Annotated in this window: 15 protein-coding genes and 1 pseudogene; 10 read left to right on the top strand and 6 right to left on the bottom strand. The window is 63.8% G+C overall.

Annotation, left to right across the window (positions count from 1 at the left end):
* From NWF22_RS15180 to NWF22_RS15190, 3 genes are all read left to right on the top strand, one after another.
* Positions 1-1,227 carry an acetyl-CoA hydrolase/transferase family protein gene (locus NWF22_RS15180; RefSeq protein WP_160903563.1) on the top strand — a complete coding sequence of 409 codons (1,227 nt, stop codon included), beginning with the start codon at positions 1-3 and terminating at the stop codon, positions 1,225-1,227.
* 60 nt (positions 1,228-1,287) lie between these two features.
* Positions 1,288-3,642: a CaiB/BaiF CoA-transferase family protein gene (locus NWF22_RS15185; protein ID WP_160903562.1), complete on the top strand. Its 2,355-nt coding sequence runs from the start codon at positions 1,288-1,290 to the stop codon at positions 3,640-3,642.
* 76 nt (positions 3,643-3,718) lie between these two features.
* Positions 3,719-5,233, top strand: coding sequence for an aldehyde dehydrogenase family protein (locus NWF22_RS15190; RefSeq protein ID WP_258321162.1), 1,515 nt, complete (start codon positions 3,719-3,721; stop codon positions 5,231-5,233).
* A gap of 248 nt (positions 5,234-5,481) precedes the next feature.
* Here the strand turns inward: NWF22_RS15190 and NWF22_RS15195 are convergent, their stop codons facing one another.
* From NWF22_RS15195 to NWF22_RS15205, 3 genes are all read right to left on the bottom strand, one after another.
* On the bottom strand, positions 5,482-6,210 hold the full coding sequence (locus NWF22_RS15195) for an SDR family NAD(P)-dependent oxidoreductase (protein WP_160903560.1): 729 nt from the start codon (positions 6,208-6,210) through the stop codon (positions 5,482-5,484).
* Entirely contained in the window at positions 6,207-7,676 is a 1,470-nt protein-coding gene (locus tag NWF22_RS15200) for an aldehyde dehydrogenase family protein (protein WP_160903559.1), read from the bottom strand. The genes NWF22_RS15195 and NWF22_RS15200 overlap by 4 nt, the downstream gene beginning before the upstream one ends.
* A 78-nt stretch (positions 7,677-7,754) precedes the next feature.
* Positions 7,755-8,882: an NAD(P)-dependent alcohol dehydrogenase gene (locus NWF22_RS15205; RefSeq protein ID WP_160903558.1), complete on the bottom strand. Its 1,128-nt coding sequence runs from the start codon at positions 8,880-8,882 to the stop codon at positions 7,755-7,757.
* 164 nt (positions 8,883-9,046) lie between these two features.
* Here NWF22_RS15205 and NWF22_RS15210 point away from each other — a divergent pair, with 164 nt between their 5' ends.
* From NWF22_RS15210 to NWF22_RS15240, 7 genes and pseudogenes are all read left to right on the top strand, one after another.
* Positions 9,047-10,021, top strand: a complete 975-nt coding sequence (locus tag NWF22_RS15210; RefSeq protein ID WP_160903557.1) for an amidohydrolase family protein — start codon at positions 9,047-9,049, stop codon at positions 10,019-10,021.
* A gap of 26 nt (positions 10,022-10,047) precedes the next feature.
* Positions 10,048-10,815, top strand: coding sequence for an IclR family transcriptional regulator (locus NWF22_RS15215; RefSeq protein WP_258321163.1), 768 nt, complete (start codon positions 10,048-10,050; stop codon positions 10,813-10,815).
* 166 nt (positions 10,816-10,981) lie between these two features.
* The gene (locus tag NWF22_RS15220; RefSeq protein ID WP_233751587.1) at positions 10,982-11,914 is read left to right on the top strand and encodes a VOC family protein; all 933 of its coding nucleotides are present in this window, start codon (positions 10,982-10,984) and stop codon (positions 11,912-11,914) included.
* Complete coding sequence (locus tag NWF22_RS15225) at positions 11,911-12,735, top strand: fumarylacetoacetate hydrolase family protein (RefSeq protein ID WP_160903555.1); 825 nt, start codon at positions 11,911-11,913, stop codon at positions 12,733-12,735. Before NWF22_RS15220 ends, NWF22_RS15225 begins: the two co-directional genes overlap by 4 nt.
* A 55-nt stretch (positions 12,736-12,790) precedes the next feature.
* Positions 12,791-13,618, top strand: coding sequence for an SDR family NAD(P)-dependent oxidoreductase (locus NWF22_RS15230; protein WP_160903554.1), 828 nt, complete (start codon positions 12,791-12,793; stop codon positions 13,616-13,618).
* Positions 13,619-14,193: 575 nt separating this feature from the next.
* Positions 14,194-14,370 (top strand): annotated as a pseudogene (locus NWF22_RS15235) (helix-turn-helix transcriptional regulator); the annotation flags it as partial.
* Positions 14,371-14,752: 382 nt separating this feature from the next.
* Positions 14,753-15,865, top strand: coding sequence for a T6SS phospholipase effector Tle1-like catalytic domain-containing protein (locus NWF22_RS15240; RefSeq protein ID WP_160903553.1), 1,113 nt, complete (start codon positions 14,753-14,755; stop codon positions 15,863-15,865).
* Positions 15,866-15,982: 117 nt separating this feature from the next.
* Here the strand turns inward: NWF22_RS15240 and NWF22_RS15245 are convergent, their stop codons facing one another.
* The 3 genes from NWF22_RS15245 to NWF22_RS15255 form a co-directional block, all read right to left on the bottom strand.
* Positions 15,983-16,420 carry a DUF1330 domain-containing protein gene (locus NWF22_RS15245; RefSeq protein WP_160903552.1) on the bottom strand — a complete coding sequence of 146 codons (438 nt, stop codon included), beginning with the start codon at positions 16,418-16,420 and terminating at the stop codon, positions 15,983-15,985.
* A 17-nt stretch (positions 16,421-16,437) separates the two neighbouring features.
* Entirely contained in the window at positions 16,438-17,514 is a 1,077-nt protein-coding gene (locus NWF22_RS15250) for an NADH:flavin oxidoreductase (RefSeq protein ID WP_160903551.1), read from the bottom strand.
* Between the two features lie 107 nt (positions 17,515-17,621).
* Positions 17,622-17,936, bottom strand: coding sequence for an EthD family reductase (locus NWF22_RS15255; protein ID WP_160903550.1), 315 nt, complete (start codon positions 17,934-17,936; stop codon positions 17,622-17,624).
* Between the last annotated feature and the right edge of the window lie 41 nt (positions 17,937-17,977).

Genomic DNA, 17,977 nt, shown 5'->3' on the forward strand with positions numbered 1-17,977 from the left:
ATGATCGACTTCGCGCAGCACTTGAGAGACAACGACCTCATCGTCGTTCCGCAGGGCACAGCCGAACCGCTGTCGCTCACCCGCCAGCTCGTCGCGGATGAACACCAACTACCGGCGGTGCGGTTGTTCGTCGGCACGCTGTTCTCGGATACATTCGACGCTTCTTCACGCCTGTCCTTTCTGTCCTTCGGTGCCTTGGGCACTGCCCGGCGTTTGGTGGCACGTGGTGCGTGCGAGGTCATTCCGTGCCATCTGTCGCAGATTCCCGCACTCTTCGAGACTCGGCTCGCGCCAGACGTGGTCCTCCTTCACTTGAGCGCCGAGTCGCGAGATGGACGCCATTCCGTGGGCATCGTCGATGACTACCTCCAGGCAGCGATCGCTGGAGCACGGACGGTGATCGCCCAGGTGAACACTGCGATGCCGTACACACCGGGTTCGACGACCGTTGCGCTCGACGAAGTGGATGCCTACGAGTACGTCGACATGCCGTTGCTCGAGGTGGCGCCGGCGGCTACGACCGAACAGGCGCACCGCATCGGACAATTCGCTGCCGAACTCATCGACGACGGCAGTCAGCTTCAGGTCGGTATCGGCACCGTTCCCGACATGATCTTGCATGAACTGCATGGGCATCGGGATCTCGGGATTCACAGCGGTCTGATGACCGATGAACTGATGAAGCTCCATCTCAGTGGGGCCGTGACCAATCAGGGCAAGAGTGTGTTCCCGGGGCACTCGGTGATCGGCTCGGTATTCGGTACCCGCGACCTGTACAAACAGGTCTCGCAGAACGACGAGATCATGTTCCGGCCCGTGACGATCACGCATGCACACGACGTGCTGGCGAAACTCGACAAGTTCGTATCGATCAACTCAGCGATCGAGATCGACCTGACCGGCCAGGTCAACAGCGAAATGGCCGGCATGAAGTACATGGGTGCGATAGGCGGCCAGGTCGACTTCATCAGGGGTGCAGCGGCATCGCGCAGAGGGCGTTCGATCATCGCCTTGGCATCGACCGACCGATCCGGTGAGATCTCCCGGATCACGCCCAGCATCCCGTCGGGCATCACCACGACCGCGCGCAGTGACATCGACACGGTCATCACCGAGTTCGGTGTCGCCGAACTGCGTGGACGCACCACCACAGAACGCGCCCGGGCGCTCATCGACATAGCCCATCCGCGCTTCAGAAGCGGACTGTCCGCACATGTCCAGGGTTGACCACGCCTTCTGGGCTCTATGTGCCACCGACTCGAATTTTCGTACGCAAAGGAGAATCCAATGTCCGGACCACTTGATTGGCTGACAGTCGTCGATGTATCGGAGGGGTTGGCCGGCGGTTTCGCGACCGGCCTGTTGGCCGACTACGGCGCCGACGTCATCCGGGTCGAGCGTCCCGGTGGCGACCCGTACCGGTCCATCGAGCCGGTGGCACACTCAGTGCTGCGGCGCGGCACCCGCAGCATCGAGCTCGATCTCAAGAAGGCAGACGATCGTGCGGTGCTGGACGACCTGCTCGCCGGCGCCGACGTCTTCGTGCACAGCTGGGCGCCGGGAGTGCCTGAACGCCTCGGCTACGACTTCGCGGAGCTACATGAGGCCCACCCGAGTCTGATCTGTGCGGCGATCACGGCATTCGGACAAGAGGGCAGCCACTCCGATCTGGCTGCACACGACGCCATCGTGCATGCCATCGTCGGCACGATGGGGGAGCAGGACGGCTATCGGGACGGGCCGATCTATGAGGCGCAGCCGTTCGCCAGTCAGGGGGCGGGCTATCTGATCGACATCGCCATCCTGTCGGCCCTGTATAGGCGCCACATCGACGGCGTCGGCCGATACGTCGAGACCTCGCTGTACGACGGCGCTTTGGCCTACCTCATGATGCTGTGGGGAATGATCGGCGACGAGTCTGCGTCGTGGCATACCGGCCGCGGCAAGATTCGTCAAATCGTCCGCCCGTTCATCTGCAAGGACGGTGAGTACCTCAGCACTCACACCGGCGCGCTCGGCGCGTGGGGTCGGATGATCCGCCAGCTCGGTCTCGAGGACCGGATCGGCATCGACCCGGCCGGTCTCGACATGGGAATCCTGCTGACCGAGGAAGAGCAGCGGATCATCGACGCCGAGGTGCCCGACATCATCGCCTCGAAGACGCGCGACGAATGGTTGGAGATCTTCAAGGAGATCGACGTTTGCGCTGTCGAGCACTTCCGTCCCACGGAGGCCTACGACGCGCCTCAGGTGGTGCACAACGAGCTCATCGTGACCGTTGACGACCCGCAGTTCGGCGAGATCGAACAGGTCGGTCCGGCGATCAAGCTGGAGAAGACTCCGGGGACAGTCCGGCGTCCGGCGCCGACCGTCGGTGAACACTCCGCGCAGATTCGTGCCGAACTCGCTTCGGCCTCGGCCAAGGAGCCCGCTCAGATCAAACAGAATGACACGGCCGTACCGCCACTCGAAGGGTTGAAAATCCTCGACGTCGGTTCTTACTACGCCGGACCGTGGGCGTCGCGCGTCCTGGCCGATCTCGGTGCGGATGTCATCAAACTCGAGACGACATTTGGTGATCCACTGCGCGGGCAGATTCGCATCTTCCACAACTGTCAGGCCGGCAAGCGTTCGGTTGCGTTCGACCTCAAGAACCCGAAGTCGGAGCGACTGCGCGATCGACTCTCCGAGTGGGCCGATGTCGTTCACCACAACATGCGGCCGGGTGCCGCCGAACGCATCGGATTCGGCGTCGAGCAGGTTCGCAAGCTCAACCCCGAGGTCGTCTACCAGCAAGCGATGGGGTGGGGTTCGACCGGCCCGGACAAGAACCGGCAGAGTTTCGCGCCGATGCAATCGGGCTACGCAGGCCAGACCTTTGAAGTGGCCGGAAGATTCAACGATCCGATCTATGTACCCGGCAACGAGGATCCGGGGGCGGGTTTGCTCGGCGCAGTCGGCATCCTGCTCGGAGTGGTGCATCAGCAGCGCACCGGACAGGGACAGGTCGCCGAGGTGCCGCAGCTCAACGTCGGATTGGCACACACTTCGCACATCGTGCGCAGAAAGGCCGACAAGGAACCGATCGGTGCGGGTCGCCTCGACACGCTTCAGCTCGGATTCGGTCCCACCAACCGGCTTTTCGAGACCGAGGACGGGTGGATCGTCGTGGTGGCCGAAACCGACGAGGAGGTTGCTGCCCTCGAACGCGCCACCGGCATCAGCATGGCCTCCGGCGCACGGCCGACCGACTCGCCGGGAGCCCGGTGGGATGAGGACGAGGCAGAGGATCTGGCGGATCAGCTGACCCTGTTGTTCGGTTCGATGACAACTGCGCAGGCGTTGGAGAAACTGAAGTCCGAAGGCGTTCCCGCAGTCGAACCCGTCCCGTACAACGGCTATGCGTTCCTGACCGACCCGGAAAATGTCGAGCTCCGTCGTGCGGCGGCGGTCAACGCCCCACAAGGGACCATCCGTCTGATCGACCTGTTGGTGCGCATTGGCGATGTGAAGCTGCCGCCCCATCGTTTGGCGCCCGAGCGTGGGGCCCACACGCGAGAGTTGATGGCCTGGGCCGGCTACTCGGAGAGCGAGATCGCCGAGGCGGAAGCAGAGGGTATCGCCTGGCAGGCTCCGGTCTAGTGAGTACCGCCCTGAGCGGCTCCATCTGATAAGCGATCGAAAGAGTCCCCAAAAGTGTGCAACTGGTCGGACCACGTTGCGCGTCAACACAGCCCTCGGAGGAAATAGCATGACCAGTACCATTGTCAGACAGAACGTTCCAACGTTCGACCATTTTGTGAACGGTGAGTGGAGTCCGGCGGGTGCCGGAACGCACTTCGACGACTACGAGCCGTACACAGGCGAGTTGTACGCCATGGTGGCGGACTGCGACCGTGACGATGCACGGCGCGCAATCGCGGCTGCGCAGAACGCGTTCCCGGCGTGGTCGGAGCTCGCGCCGATGAAGAAGGTCGACCTGTTCCTGAAGGCTGCTGACATCGTCGACGCCCGTCGAGCCGAGTTCGCCCTCACCCTGGCCAAGGAGACCGGATGCACGCTCTTCTTCGCCAACTTCCAGCAGGACTTGGTTATTCAGACGCTGCGGCAGGCCGCCAACTGGGTGTATCAGCCCAAGGGCGACATCCTGCAGTCGGATGTGCCGGGCACGTACTCCACCGCCGTGCGCAAACCACTTGGAGTGGTCGCGAGTTTCACACCGTGGAACGGCGCCAACATCCTGTCGTGGCGGGCCGTGCTCGCGCCGATTGCCGCGGGTAACACTGTCGTGGTGAAACCGTCGGAACTCGCACCGATCTCCGCGGGTCTGATGGTGGCCCAGGTCGCGATAGAGGCGGGTTTCCCGCCCGGTGTGATCAATATCGTCACCCATGCTCCGGGCAAGGCGGCGCCCATTGCCGATGAGTTCTTCGAGAACCCGGATGTCCGATGCATCAACTTCATCGGGAGTGTGCAGACTGCCCGTATGTTGGCCGAGCGGGCCGGCCGTGTCCTCAAGCGTTCGGTCATGGAGCTCGGCGGATACAACCCGATGATCATCCTCGAGGACGTGGACATGGACTATGCGGTGCGGGTCGCGGCCTTCAGCGCGTTCTTCCATCAAGGCCAGATCTGTATGAACGCTCGCAAGATCTTGGTTCATCGCAGCATCTACGACGAATTCCTCGCCAAGCTCACTGCCAAGACCAAGGAGCTTCCGCAAGGTGACCCGGAGGCACCCGACACCATCGTCGGCCCGCTGATCACGAGGGACGCAGTGAAACTGGTTCACGCACGAGTGCAGGATGCCCTCGAGAAGGGCGCCACGCTGGTGACCGGTGGCACCTATGAGGGACAGGTCTACGCGCCGACCATTCTCACCGACGTGTCTGATGATGCGGTGGCGTCGTGCGAGGAGACGTTCGGACCGGTGACGATTGTTCAGCCGGTGGACAGCGCCGAGGAGGCCCTCGACATCGCGAACAGCTCGATGTACGGACTGACGTCCTCGATCCTGAGCGGTGATACCTATCGCGGCTTCGAGCTTGCCGGCAAGATCAAGACCGGTGCGGTTCACGTCAACATCCCCACCGTCGATGACGAGATCCAGGCCCCGATCGGTGGCGTGCGCGACAGTGGTTGGGGCCGAACCGGACCCTACTGTGTCGACGACTTCACCGACCTGATCTGGATCAACGTGCAGAGCGGCCAGCGCGACCTTCCGATCAAGTAGATCTCAGTCGGCACACCTGTAACTCACAGGGGCCCATCGCCTGCGGCGATGGGCCCCTGTGGCATGCTCGACGAAAATCGTTGACCGTAAACGTCGCTCGGGCAGGGAACTTCGTTGGTATCGACCAGTGATTAACCCGTCGGTCGCCCGTCACACTGCGGATACGACCAGGGAGGGACGTGTCAGAATCGCCCACCGTCGACGCTGATGAGCTGGCCGGAAGTGAAACTCGCTTCGTCGGACGCCAGCTACAACATGGCCCCGACGACCTCGTCCATCCTGCCCAGCCTGTTGAGTGAGGTGCGCTGCAGGATGCCGGACTGTCTGGCGTATTCCGCCATCGAGTCATGGTCCTCGTCGGTGGCGATGACGCCGGGATTGATGCTGTTGGCCCTGATATTGAACGGGCCCCACTCTTTCGCCATGTACTGCGTCAACAGCAGTAGGGTCCCCTTCGCCAGACCATAGGCGTCATGCCCCGGAATGGGGGCGAGTCCTGTGCTGGAGATGAGGCTGATGAACGACCCACCGCCGGCAGACTTCATCAGCGGGGCGAGCTTGCGCATCACCCGCAGTGGTCCCCAGACGATCACCTCGTAGAACGCTTGCCACACGTCGTCTGGAGTCGACAGGATGTCGCCGGAAGCGGCCGCTGCGTTGCCCGGAAAGGCGCTGCACACGACGACGTCCAGCTTTCCGAGCGCCTGCCAGGCCTGATCGGCAAGTCGCTCAGCTTCTTCGGGTCGTGACAGATCTGCGCTGACGGCAGCCACTCGGATGCCGTACTCGTCGCGGAGTTCGTCGGCCAATGTTCGTAGTCGGTACGAGTTGCGGGCGCCGATGACGAGATCGGCCCCCTCGGCGGCGAGAGCGCGACAGAACGTGCTGCCCATCACACCGGTGCCGCCGATGATCAGGGCAGTTTTGCCCTGAAAGCGACGGCGACCCGGTGTCAGTGAGTGATCCCGTGGTGTCATTCTTTGACGACTGGGACGGCCAGCTGGTTGCCGTGCAGATAGATTGTGCGCTGCTCGGTGAAGGTGCGAACCGATTCGAGCCCGCCCAGACGACCGAAACCGGAGGCGCCGATGCCACCGAAGGGGACATGCGGTTCGTCGCCGATCGAGGACGAGTTCACGTGGATCGCACCGGAATGAATCCGGTTGGCGACGCTGAGCGCGTGACCGTCGTCTCCGGAGATGACGCTGGCCATCAGACCGAGCTCGGTGTCGTTTGCCTGGCGGATGGCGTCGGCTTCATCGGACGCGCGCTGCAGCGAGACCACCGGGGAGAACGCCTCCTCGTAGAAAGCTCGGGCGGTCGTCGGAAGATCCGTGAGAACGACCGGTTCCGCGTAGAGGCCGTCGGTTTCCCCCGAACCGTGCAAGATACGAGCGCCACTGTTGACGGCGTCGGAGACCAGCGTGCGAAAGCCTTCCGCCGCACGCTGATTGATCAACGGCCCGTAGTCGTTGGCAGGATCGCGCGGATCCCCGACTCTCAACGCGCTCGTCTTCGCCAACACGCGTTCGGTGAGATCATCGAAAATCCGATCCGTCGCGATGATCCGATCGGTGGCCATACACACCTGACCGCCGTAGGTGAACGCGGCGTGTACCAACATGTCCGACGCAGCGTCAAGATCTGCATCATCCAAGACGATGGTCGAGTTCTTGCCCCCGAGTTCCATCACCGCAGGCACCAGGTGTTCGCCGGCGAGTGCGGCGATCTTGCGGCCGGTGCGCGTGGAGCCGATGAACACGACACGTCGGACATACGGGTGACTCAGCAGTTCTTCGATGACCTGCGGTCCTCGTTCGGGCGCCGTGCTGAGGACGTTGATCAGGCCGTCTGGTGCACCAGCGTGACTCAGCGCCTCGGCCAGGAGATGACCTGCGCTGTTCGGCGACTCCTCGCTCGGCTTGACGATGACGGAGTTTCCGACGGCGAGAGCGATCGCAGTTGACCGTGCGGCAAGGATCACCGGTGCGTTCCAGGGCACGATGGCAAGCACTACGCCGGCGGGAACTCGCATGTTCAGGTTGCTCGTCTGCGGGTCGTACGACGGCAAGATCTCGCCGAGCGGAGCGCTGGTCAGTCCGGCAGCCTCACGGAGGGTGGCCGCGCCCTCCTGAATGTTCAACGCGGTCAATGGTGCCGGCAGGCCGACCTCGAGTGCCATGATGGCCTGGCTGGTCGCTGCCTTCTGCTCGAGGTAGTCCGCTGCGGCCAGCAGGACGCGGCGGCGTTCGAGATACGACGCGCGGTGCCACGATTCGAAGGCGCGCCGCGCCGCTGACACAGCGCGCGACACATCCTCCGAGCCTGCCGAGGCGACGGTTGCGAGTACTTCGCCGGTGACCGGGGAAGTCGATTCATACGTCGCGTTGTCGGCTGCCTCCACGAGTTTTCCGTCGATGAGCAGGGCGAGACTGTCTGTCATTTGCTTCCTCCAGGGTTGTGTCTGTCTGCGCGTTGACTCCCCGACATCAATGACCACCGGTTGCCTCGAGAGTGGCTGCTAGTAGACGAGGACGGGTTTGATGGCGACACCGGATTTGGCATCGGCGATTGCGGTACGGATGTCGTCGAACTTGTAGTGGCGCTGTAGCCGATCCATCGGGAAGAGTCCCTTGCGGTATGCGTCGATGAGTGTCGCTATGAACGATTGGGGCTCCGCATCGCCCATCGTAATTCCGCGAATCACTTTGCCCGGAAGATGTTTCTGGACCTCAAATGATCCTCGAGATCCAGCCGGAGGTGCGCCGATCAGCGCGAGTTCACCCGCGACGGCCAAGGACTCGACCAGTGCTTGCAGCGCCGTGACGTTGCCGCTCGTCTCCAGTCCGTGAGTGATTCCCTCCCCGTCGGTGAGTTCGAGCAGGCGCTGCTGCACATCTTCCTTCGCTGCGTTGATCGTCGCGGTCGCACCGAGATCACGTGCGAGTTCAAGCCGAGAGTCGATGATGTCGATGGCAATCACCTGCGCTGCGGGAGTGAACTTCATGGCCATGATGGCCGCCATTCCCACTGCTCCTGCTCCCGCGATTGCAATGGTGCTGCCGTGATTCGGTCGCAGAACATTGAGTACCGCACCGGCGCCGGTGAGCATTCCGCAGCCGAGGGGCGCCAAGATCGCCATTTCTTCCTCCGTGGTGTTCGGAGGTAGGACATAGACACTCTTCTCGTCAACCACTGCACGTTCACCGAATGAGGACTGTCCGAAGAAGTGGGCGCTGATGTCGGCGCCCTTGTAGCGAACCGTGGCCGAGCCGTCATCCCGCCGTCCGCCGAGGAGGTTCAGTCGAAGATGCGACTCGCAGTAGGCAGGGTGGCCGGACCGGCAGTGGCGGCATCGGCCACACGACGTGAAGGACAACAGTACCTTGTCGCCGACGTTGGCGGTGTCCACCTTGGCGCCGACCGCCTCGACAACCCCAACCCCTTCGTGTCCGAGCACGCCCGGCAGGTCGAAAGGGATCACCCCGGTCGCCGCGCTGATGTCGGCGTGGCAGATCCCGGTGGCCACCATCCGCACCAGCAGTTCGTCGGGGCGGATGTCGTCGAGTTCGATCTCATCGATCTCGAATGGCTGGTCGGCATCGCCTGTGGCGATGGCGGCTCGGGCTGTCACGCGGTTGTCCGGCATGGTTGTTGGCTTCCTTTGGATCGGCAGTGCGCTACGGGCGACGATTGTGATAGTACCATAATACGGTCCTACAAAGCAGGTGCTGATTCCTGAATTGTGGCGGCGCCGTACGACCTTCCTGTCGTCGCAGCGAGTGACGGCGATACTCGAGTGGAGAGTGATCGATGAACCAAAGTGACGGTGGGACAGGGCGGATAGACGTTCATGCCCACTACGTTCCGGACTTCTATCGGGACGCCATGGAGGCCAACGGCCATCAGCACCCTGACGGTGGACGTGCCATTCCGGGGTGGAGTGAACGCCAGGCCATCGATGCGATGGACCGACTGGGTGTGGACACCGCCATGCTGTCGATCTCGACACCTGGGGTGCATTTCGGGAACCCGGGCGAGGCCGCGGAGCTCGCGCGGATGGTGAACGAGGACGCGGCTCGGCTGCGGAGCGCGCATCCCGGTCGATTCGGCTTCTTCGCCTCGCTACCGCTACCCGACATCGGGCCGTCGATCAGCGAACTGCGATATGCGCTCGATGATCTGGACGCGGATGGGATTGTGCTCCTGAGTCATCACAACGGGATGTATCTCGGCGACGATCGTCTGGCGCCCATCTATGCCGAGGTCGCGAATCGTGACAAGGTGGTCTTCCTTCACCCGACGACGCCGTATCACGGTGAGCACCTGGCTCTCGGCTGCCCCCGGCCGATGATGGAGTTTCTGTTTGAGACCACTCGGTCGGTCATCAACATGATTCTGTCCGGCGTTCTCGACCGGCATCCGGATCTCAAGGTGATCGTGCCGCATGGGGGCGGCGCGCTGCCGATCGTGGCGAACAGGGTCGAATTGCTGTTGCCTCTCTTGGCCGCAGAGGGGTCGCCGGCGCCCCCGAGCGTCCGCGAGGCGCTCAAGCGGCTGCATTACGATCTCGCCGGCGCGCCGGTGGACGAGCTTCTGGCCGGCCTGCTCATGGTCGCGGCCCCCTCGAATCTCCACTACGGCAGTGACTATCCGTTCACTCCGGCGGAGTCTGCGGTGAACCTGCAGGCGGAGCTGGCCCGAACCCCGGCGCTCAGTGACGAACTGCGTCAGCGCATCTACCGCGACAATGCTGATGCACTGTTTCCCCAGTTCCGCAGATCATGACTGACGGGCGGCCAGTCCGCTCCAGCGTGTACCGCGAGCGCAACAGTACGGCCGACAGGGCTTTGGACATTCTGGGGTTGTTCGCCCCCGGCCGCTTGAATATCTCGGGATCGCAGGTGGCAGAGGAACTTTCGGTAGCAAAGTCCACCGCCTACCGGTATCTGCAATCCCTCACCGCGGCGCACTATCTCGAAGAGGATCCCGCTGGTGGTTACCGGCTCGGTTTGAAGGTGCTGGAACTGTCCCGGCTTGCCAGGGCATCGTACGGGCTCTCGCAGGTGGCGTTGCCTGTGATGCGGGAATTGTCACGAGCGACGGACGAGACGGCTCTCCTGACCCGTCGCTCCGGTGCCCGCGCGGTGTGCCTGGAGAAGGAAGAGCCTTTCGAGCATCGAGTCCGTCTCAGCTACGAACGGGGGAGTGCGCTTCCCCTGAACGCGGGCGCCTCCGCGTTGGTGGTGCTGGCCTGGGAGGATGCCGACGTGGTGAGTGAACTGCTCACGGAGTCGCGTCTGCAGCAATACACGAACGCGACGATTACCAGCGAAAGTGCACTGGTGGAGCGCCTTGCCGAGATACGGTCGGTCGGGTACGTGGTGGGGCGCGGCGAATTGGACGCGGATGCGATCGGTGTCGCGGCCCCGATTCGCGATGATCGCGAGCGTGTTGTCGCGGGTATCAGCGTCGTGGCAGTCAGAAGCCGAATCCCAGAGGCCCGCATCCCGGAAGTGGTCAGGCAGGTGCGCGACGCGGCGGACCGGATCTCCGAACTGGTTGCGCTGACCGCTCAGTGAGGGCGGTGTTCTGCGGCGCAGGTGTTCAGACGGGGGTCGGCGCCCTTCGTGGCACGAAGTTTCACCCGACAGGACGAAAGTCCTTGATAGCAGGACCGGATTCTGCGTAGGATCGTAATACGGTAATCCGCCGCAGTCGCGGCGTCAGAATCAGAAGGTGGGTCCCATGAGGCCAGCAAGGTTGATGTTGCAGGAGGATGGCGATGTCGCCGGCGTCCTTCGTCACACGGCCGTGTCACATATCGGGCTGCAGGTGCCCGATGTCAAAGGCGCAGCCGAGTTCTATTCCCGAGTGCTCGGACTCGTCGTCCACGAGGAGTTGGCAGGCGGGGTGCTGCGAATGGGGTGGGGACTGGGCCATCATGTGCTCGACCTCCGGCCGGGCGAGCGCGCCCTGGCGCACTATGCCTTCGAAGTGAGAGACACCGACGGCCTGGCGAGCATCAGAAAACGACTGCAGGAGTCGGGCATTGGGGTCGAGGACGGCGACGCCTCGTTCGTCGACAGCGCGATGGGTGACGTCGAGATCATCAGCACCCGTGACCCCGACGGCAATACTGTGCAGTTCCACAGCGCCGTCTGGAGGCAAGGCGAAGCCGCCGGAAGCACCAAGGCCCGGCCGGTCAAGTATCAACACATCACCATCGGTTCCGCCGACGTTCCGGCGATGGCCCAGTTCTTCACCGACGTCATCGGATTCCGGATCACCGATCAGCTCGTGGACGGCAAGTTCGCGTGGCTCCGCAGCGACCGGGACCATCATTCGCTCGCCGTGGTCGATGTCGGGCGGGCAGGCAACATCGACCACTACTCGTATGACCTCGCCGAGTGGGAAGACTTCAAGGCGTGGTGCGACCGATTGACCGATCTCGAGGTTCCCGTCTCATGGGGACCGGGACGCCATGGCCCGGGCAACAACCTTTTCGTCTTCTTCGAAGACCCCGCCGGCAATCATGTCGAACTCTCTGCTGAGATGGAGAAGTTCCACGATGATCGCGCCGAATATGTTGCGCGCCAGTGGACACCGCAACCGTCGACGGTGAACCTGTGGGGCGGGCAGCTGCCGACCTGGCGCCATATCGGAGAGGCCGCGCAATGAAATACGCAAGCTACCAATACGACGGCGTCGACCACGTGGGTGAGGTCCGCGGGACGTCACTCATCCCGCTCGGCGGCGTTTCGGCCATTGGTCTGACCACCACCCCCGACGTGCTCCGCGACGCGCCCCGCAAGACCGCCGACGCCGTCGATACGGCTGATGTGACACTTCTCCCGGTCGTGGTGGACCCCCGCAAGATCGTGTGCGTCGGACTGAACTACATGTCGCACATCACCGAGACCGGCCGTGATCTACCCGAGTACCCCGTGCTGTTCCCCAAGTACGCGTCTGGCCTGATCGGCGCCGGTGATGCCCTCGTGTTGCCGCCGGAATCGAAGCAGGTGGACTGGGAGGGTGAGCTCGCCGTCGTCATCGGGCGTGGGGGGCGCCGGATCGCCGAGGAGGATGCCCTGGACCACGTCCTCGGATACACAGTGGCCAACGACATCACGATGCGTGACTACCAGTACAAGACCCACCAGTTCATGGCCGGGAAGATCTGGGATCGGACGACACCTCTCGGCCCGTATCTGGTCACGCCGGACGAAGTGGATGTCGCGAATGCCGGCATCAGAACCGTCCTGAACGGCGACACCGTGCAAGACTCGAACCTCTCGTACCTCATCTTCTCGGTCGCCCGACTCATCTCGCTGATTTCCGAGGTCACCGAGTTGACGCCCGGGGACGTCATCCTCACCGGAACACCCGGCGGGGTTGGGTTCCGCATGGACCCCAAGGTGTTCCTCAAGGACGGTGACGTCGTCACGGTCTCGATTGATGGGGTCGGCGAGTTGCGGACACGGGTGAGCGTCGAGTCATGAGGTCGGTGGTGACCGTGCCTGCGGGCAATACTTACTCAGAGATTGGAACAGCGCTGTGACACAGACGAGTACCGGATGGGCGACGCCGGTCGCGCGATACCTGAACAAGGTGGCGGTGGTAACAGGTTCGAGCTCGGGCCACGGACGCGCGATCGCGTTGCGACTCGCCGGCGAAGGCGCCAGCATAGTGTGCGTCGACCTGCGCAAGAATGCGCTGCCGAATGGTTTCGAAGATGACCTCGAGGTCGATACCGATGACCTCATCGAGAAGAACGGCGGCCGCGCACTCTACGTCCAGGCCGACATCACAGACCCCAACGCGTTGGACGCGGTGGCGGACCAGGCGGTAGAGGTCTTCGGCAGCATCGATGTCTGGGTCAACAACGCGGGCGCATTCCTGGGCAGTGCATCAGCTGTCGAGGAGTCCCACGAGCAGTTCACCCGAACTGTGGACATCAACCTCACCGGAACGTGGAACGGCTGCAAGTCGGCGTTGCGCGTGATGAAGGGACAGGCGTCTTCGGGTCGCGCCCGCGGACGGATCGTCAACATCGGATCCATCGCGGGTGATATCGGGCAGGCCGACGTGGCCAGCTATTCGGCCGCCAAGGGTGCGGTCCACAATCTGACTCGTGCCCTGGCAATCGAGGCTGCACCCGATCTGATCAACGTCAACGCCGTGGCGCCCGGGTACTTTCCGACCGCCATCAACCGGGCATTGTGGGATGACCTCGAGGCGCTGAAGAAGTTGGAGGACCTCCACCCGCTTCCAATTGGTGTTCCTGCAGATGTTGCTGCCGCGGTGGCGTTTCTCGGCTCCGATGACGCCGCCTTCGTCACCGGTGTCATCCTTCCGGTCGACGGCGGAGTCCTGGCCAAGTAGCGCTGGCAGACGTGCGGTCGACCGATGGCCCGATCCCGAGTGACCGAATCCGACATGTCCTCGTCATGATGATGAAGCGTGCCGCTCGCGGTGGCACCCGGAGGACGCGAGACCTGGTGACCAGCCCGCCAGCCGGGTCGCCTACGTCGTGTCCACCGGGTGGCCGCATGCCTGAGTGAGGTCCGGATGGAAGATCGTCCATGGGAGCTGATTCCGGGCGGAAACCGGGCCCGGCACAGGCGAATCGCCCGAACACAGGCGCAGCTGTTGGTCGCCGAACTCGAGCGGGTCTGGGAACGCGCGCAGGAACGGTTGGCCACCTGCTCGCGTTCCCCGCGTGACCTGGTCGGCGAACGTGTCGAGTGCGCCGAGGCGGCTGCGCTTGCGTGTCGTCTTCGGATCGAATTCTCGCTGCCGTGTCGCGATTGCGGCGCCGAGCGGGGGTGCTCGTCACCGACATGCACGAGTCAGCCGTCGCCGCACCCGGAGGGTGACAATGCTTGCGAGATCAGTCAGCCAGACGTCGATACCTGACAGATTCTGTCGTGCCTTGCCGGATGATGGCGAACATGCGAGCCGAACGCGGCCGGCACGGTGGTTTCGCGTTGCTGTCGGGCTATCGCATGGGTCTGGCGGGGCTGACCGTCGATGAGGCGACATCATTGTTGGCCGGCACCGCGCGACTGGATTCGCGGGCATTCGCCAGCGCGATGCGCAAGGTGGTCGCCGCGCTGCCAGAGGCTCATCGTGGCCGGCGACACCTGGTACCTCGTCGCGACGGTGAACGGTGCCGAGCGTATGTGTCGGGTGTCGCGAACCGGCTTGGACGCAGCGTCTCACTCATCGAGACGACCACGCCGACAGGGGTGGGCGTGCGTGCCCGGCTGCGCTTTAGGCGATCGGACCCGCGCACTGAGAATGGTGTGGGCTCTGCTGCTCGAGCACTCCTTCGACGTCGTCGAGCCCGACTGGATACGTGACGCCATCGACGCGAGGGCGCGCAGTGTGCTGCGGACGCCGTGACCTGTCAACGGGCCAGGCGGCAACTGTCGATCAATCGCGCGACGCGTGAAGCACTCGACACCGCATACGATCGAAAAAACTTGTTCCACCTGAGAAGGAGACCGACTCAACATGCCCAAACGGCTGATCGTCTGTTGCGACGGCACGTGGAATGCGTTCGGGCAGAAGCACCCGACGAACGTGGTCAAGCTGTACGAGGCGATCGCCGGGGCCGACGATGACGGCGTGATCCAGGATTCGGTCTACGTGGCCGGAGTCGGGACCAAGTCGTGGCAAAAGGTTCGCGGCGGAGCACTCGGTCTGGGGCTGTCCAAGAACGTGAAGAAGGGGTACCTCGAACTCGTCGAGATGTACGAACCCGGCGACGAGATTTTCCTGTTCGGATTCAGCCGCGGCGCGTACACGGCGCGCAGCATCGCCGGTTTCATCCGTAACGCCGGCCTGCTGACGCGAGACAACCGTGGCCGTCTCGACGAGGCCTTCGCGCTCTACCGTGATCGGGACAGGTCGTCGGCGCCGAGCCGCGAACGCGCCGTCGAGTTCCGCGCACAGTATTCACATGAGGTGCCGATCCGCTTCATCGGGGTGTGGGACACCGTCGGATCGTTGGGGATTCCGCTCAGCGGCAAGGTCTTCGAGTGGATCAACCGGCGATGGGCATTTCACGACACCCAGCTCAGTTCCACCGTCGAGGCCGCCTATCACGCGTTGGCAATCGACGAGAAGCGCGGACCATTCAAGCCGACGTTGTGGCAGGCGCAGCCGGACGCGCCGGACAGTCAGATCATCGAGCAGGTCTGGTTCTCCGGAGTGCACTGCAACGTCGGTGGCGGCTACGCGGACAGCAGGATCAGCGACATCCCGCTGGTGTGGATGATGAATCGTGCGCGTGAACACGGTCTTGCGTTCACCGACGACGAGCCTGCGCCGACAGACACATCCAGACAGGTTGCCGTGGGTGTGGTGAGCGCGATCAGCCGATTCCTCACCAACACCGACGCGTTCGCGGTCCCGCTGCAGGAGTCGAGGAAGGGTTTCTATCGGTGGTTTCTCGAGGCGTTCTCACGCCCGATGGGGGCTGTCGACTCCGGGCATGAGTTCGTTGCGTCGAGCGCGACACGCCGGATGGATGAGGTCGCGGCCTACGATCCGGTGAACCTCGCCGACTACCGGGACAGCGGTGGGCCGGAAATGGCGGTTGATTTCCACCCGACGGCCATCTGAGCTCGGCCGGTCGGATCTTCTGGCCGCAGCTCTAGGTTCCGGCTTGGAGCCGGAACTGCGGCCAGAACCCACAGGTGCGGCCAGAACCGTTACGCCGCAGGCGGCGGGCGGCTCTCGCTACGACGTGGTCGTCGCGATGAGCCGCGAATCGGCCAGCGCTGCAGTGCGATGGCGCGACAACGACTGGTACTCGGGGTCGGGGATCATGTCCAAGAACGCCTTCGGACTCGGGTAGCGAACCAACAGTATCGAGTCCCAGTTTTCGTCGGGCGGGCCGATCACGGTGGGACCGCAGTCGCCGTGGTACACCACCTCGGCACCGGCCTTCTCGATGTGCGGCATCGCCGCCGCGCCGTAGCGGCGATATGCCTGTTCGCCCGAGATCGGGTGCTCCGGGGCGAGGTCATCGGCGGCGGAGTAGTCGGCCACATCGCGATACCGAAGTAGATTGAGCATCGTGATCGGCTGATCGGCAGGTAACTGAATGACCTCGGCGAGCTGGTGACGGCGCGGATCGACGGTACGGCGGTCGGCGGGCGGGAGGTCGGTGCTCATCGGTCCACTGTAGGCAGTCAGGCGACGAAGTCGTCCCAGTTCGTTGACAGATACTCGAGAAAACGCGGTCCCACGGATTCGGCGGTCAAGTGGGATGCGGAGACCGGCTGTTCGGTGGCGCGATACGCGGGGTCGGCGAGGACCTGCCGTGCGAAGTCGTGGTGAATGATGCCGGCGGTGCCGATGAGCACGAAATCCGCTCCGCGATCGAGGCATTCCTGCGCACCGGCAGCATCGAGGATCTTGCCTGCTACGCCCACCCGGGTGTCGCCGCGGGGGAGGTCCATGAAGTGGTCGATCAGCCGGCGTCCCTGATGCTGCTGTTCGTAGGGCTCTTTGAACGCATCCCACAGCGACAGGTCCAGATAGTCGAGGTCGCCGGCCGCGAGCACCTCGGCGGCCAGGGCACGCGACTCGTCCAGTGCGATTCCGTAGCGCTCCGGCGACAACCTCAGTCCCAATTGGAATCCCGACGACGTGGCGGCTCGGGTCGCACTGATGATCTCGTGCACGATGCGGAAACGGTTGGTCGCCGACCCGCCGTAGCGATCGGTTCGGTCGTTGTGTCGCGCGTCGAGGAACTGGCCGATCAGGTAACCATGGGCGCCGTGGATCTCGGCGCCGTCGAAGCCGGCCTTCTCAGCACGGACAGCAGCATCGACGAAATCGCGCACCACCTGCTCGACCTCGTCGGTGGTCAGTGCCACCGCACCCTTGGACGGGTCGCCCCACGGCGCGACGACGGGCCGACCGGTCAACGTCGTGTTCGCCCGCCGCCCCCCGTGCTGCAGTTGCACTGAGGACACTGCGCCCGCGGCCCGCAGACCGTCGGCGAGCCGGGTCAGGCCGGGCAGCTGACTGTCGTCGCAGATTCCGAGTTGCCCAGGGAAGGCCTGGCCGCCGGGGCTGACATGTGCCGCGCACGTCATGACCATGGCGAAGCCGCCCTCGGCGCGCCGCACCAGCCAGCGGTACTCGTCGTCACCGAGAGTTCCGTCCGGATTGCTCTGCATGTTGGTCAACGGAGCCAGGGCCAGGCGGTTACCCCAGGCGGGTCCGTGGGCGAACTCCAATGGAGTTGCTGAGGTGATCAACGCGGTCCTCCTGCTCTCGGCTGCTTCGGTGTATACCAGCGCACACCGATGGGGCGGCCGTCGCCCCGTTCAGGACGACGGCCCGTAGGTGTCGTGCGCTATAGCGTTCAGCGCAGAACCGAGGACTCCTCTTGGGTGAACATGGTGACGCCACCGGTGGCGAAGTTCGCCACGTCGGCGCCGGCGGCGGCCATCTCCTCCGACCCGGCAGCCGCCATCAGGGCCTCCTGGTCGGCGAAGTACAGGTTCGCGACGGCGTAGTAGGGCGGCTCCGAACCGTCGAGGGTGGCGACCTTGCCCCAGGTGTACTCCGTCAGTCCGGGCACCTTCGAGGCCAGCGGGATGTGTACTTGTTCGTAGTACTCATCGAACGCGGCGGGATCGTTGGGTTGGCCGTAGCAGACGGCGACGCGGATGGTCATCTGGTTACTCCTTCTCGACGGTGGGACCTCGTGACGCTGTC

The sequence above is a fragment of the Gordonia mangrovi genome (genome assembly GCF_024734075.1).
Taxonomy (GTDB): Bacteria; Actinomycetota; Actinomycetes; order Mycobacteriales; family Mycobacteriaceae; genus Gordonia; species Gordonia mangrovi.

Coding starts and splice junctions, on each gene's coding strand:
- NWF22_RS15180 (WP_160903563.1), top strand. CDS start 1: ATGATCGACTTCGCGCAGCACTTGAGAGACAACGACCTCATCGTCGTT.
- NWF22_RS15185 (WP_160903562.1), top strand. CDS start 1,288: ATGTCCGGACCACTTGATTGGCTGACAGTCGTCGATGTATCGGAGGGG.
- NWF22_RS15195 (WP_160903560.1), bottom strand. CDS start 6,210: ATGACACCACGGGATCACTCACTGACACCGGGTCGCCGTCGCTTTCAG.
- NWF22_RS15200 (WP_160903559.1), bottom strand. CDS start 7,676: ATGACAGACAGTCTCGCCCTGCTCATCGACGGAAAACTCGTGGAGGCA.
- NWF22_RS15205 (WP_160903558.1), bottom strand. CDS start 8,882: ATGCCGGACAACCGCGTGACAGCCCGAGCCGCCATCGCCACAGGCGAT.
- NWF22_RS15210 (WP_160903557.1), top strand. CDS start 9,047: ATGAACCAAAGTGACGGTGGGACAGGGCGGATAGACGTTCATGCCCAC.
- NWF22_RS15220 (WP_233751587.1), top strand. CDS start 10,982: ATGAGGCCAGCAAGGTTGATGTTGCAGGAGGATGGCGATGTCGCCGGC.
- NWF22_RS15225 (WP_160903555.1), top strand. CDS start 11,911: ATGAAATACGCAAGCTACCAATACGACGGCGTCGACCACGTGGGTGAG.
- NWF22_RS15240 (WP_160903553.1), top strand. CDS start 14,753: ATGCCCAAACGGCTGATCGTCTGTTGCGACGGCACGTGGAATGCGTTC.
- NWF22_RS15245 (WP_160903552.1), bottom strand. CDS start 16,420: ATGAGCACCGACCTCCCGCCCGCCGACCGCCGTACCGTCGATCCGCGC.
- NWF22_RS15255 (WP_160903550.1), bottom strand. CDS start 17,936: ATGACCATCCGCGTCGCCGTCTGCTACGGCCAACCCAACGATCCCGCC.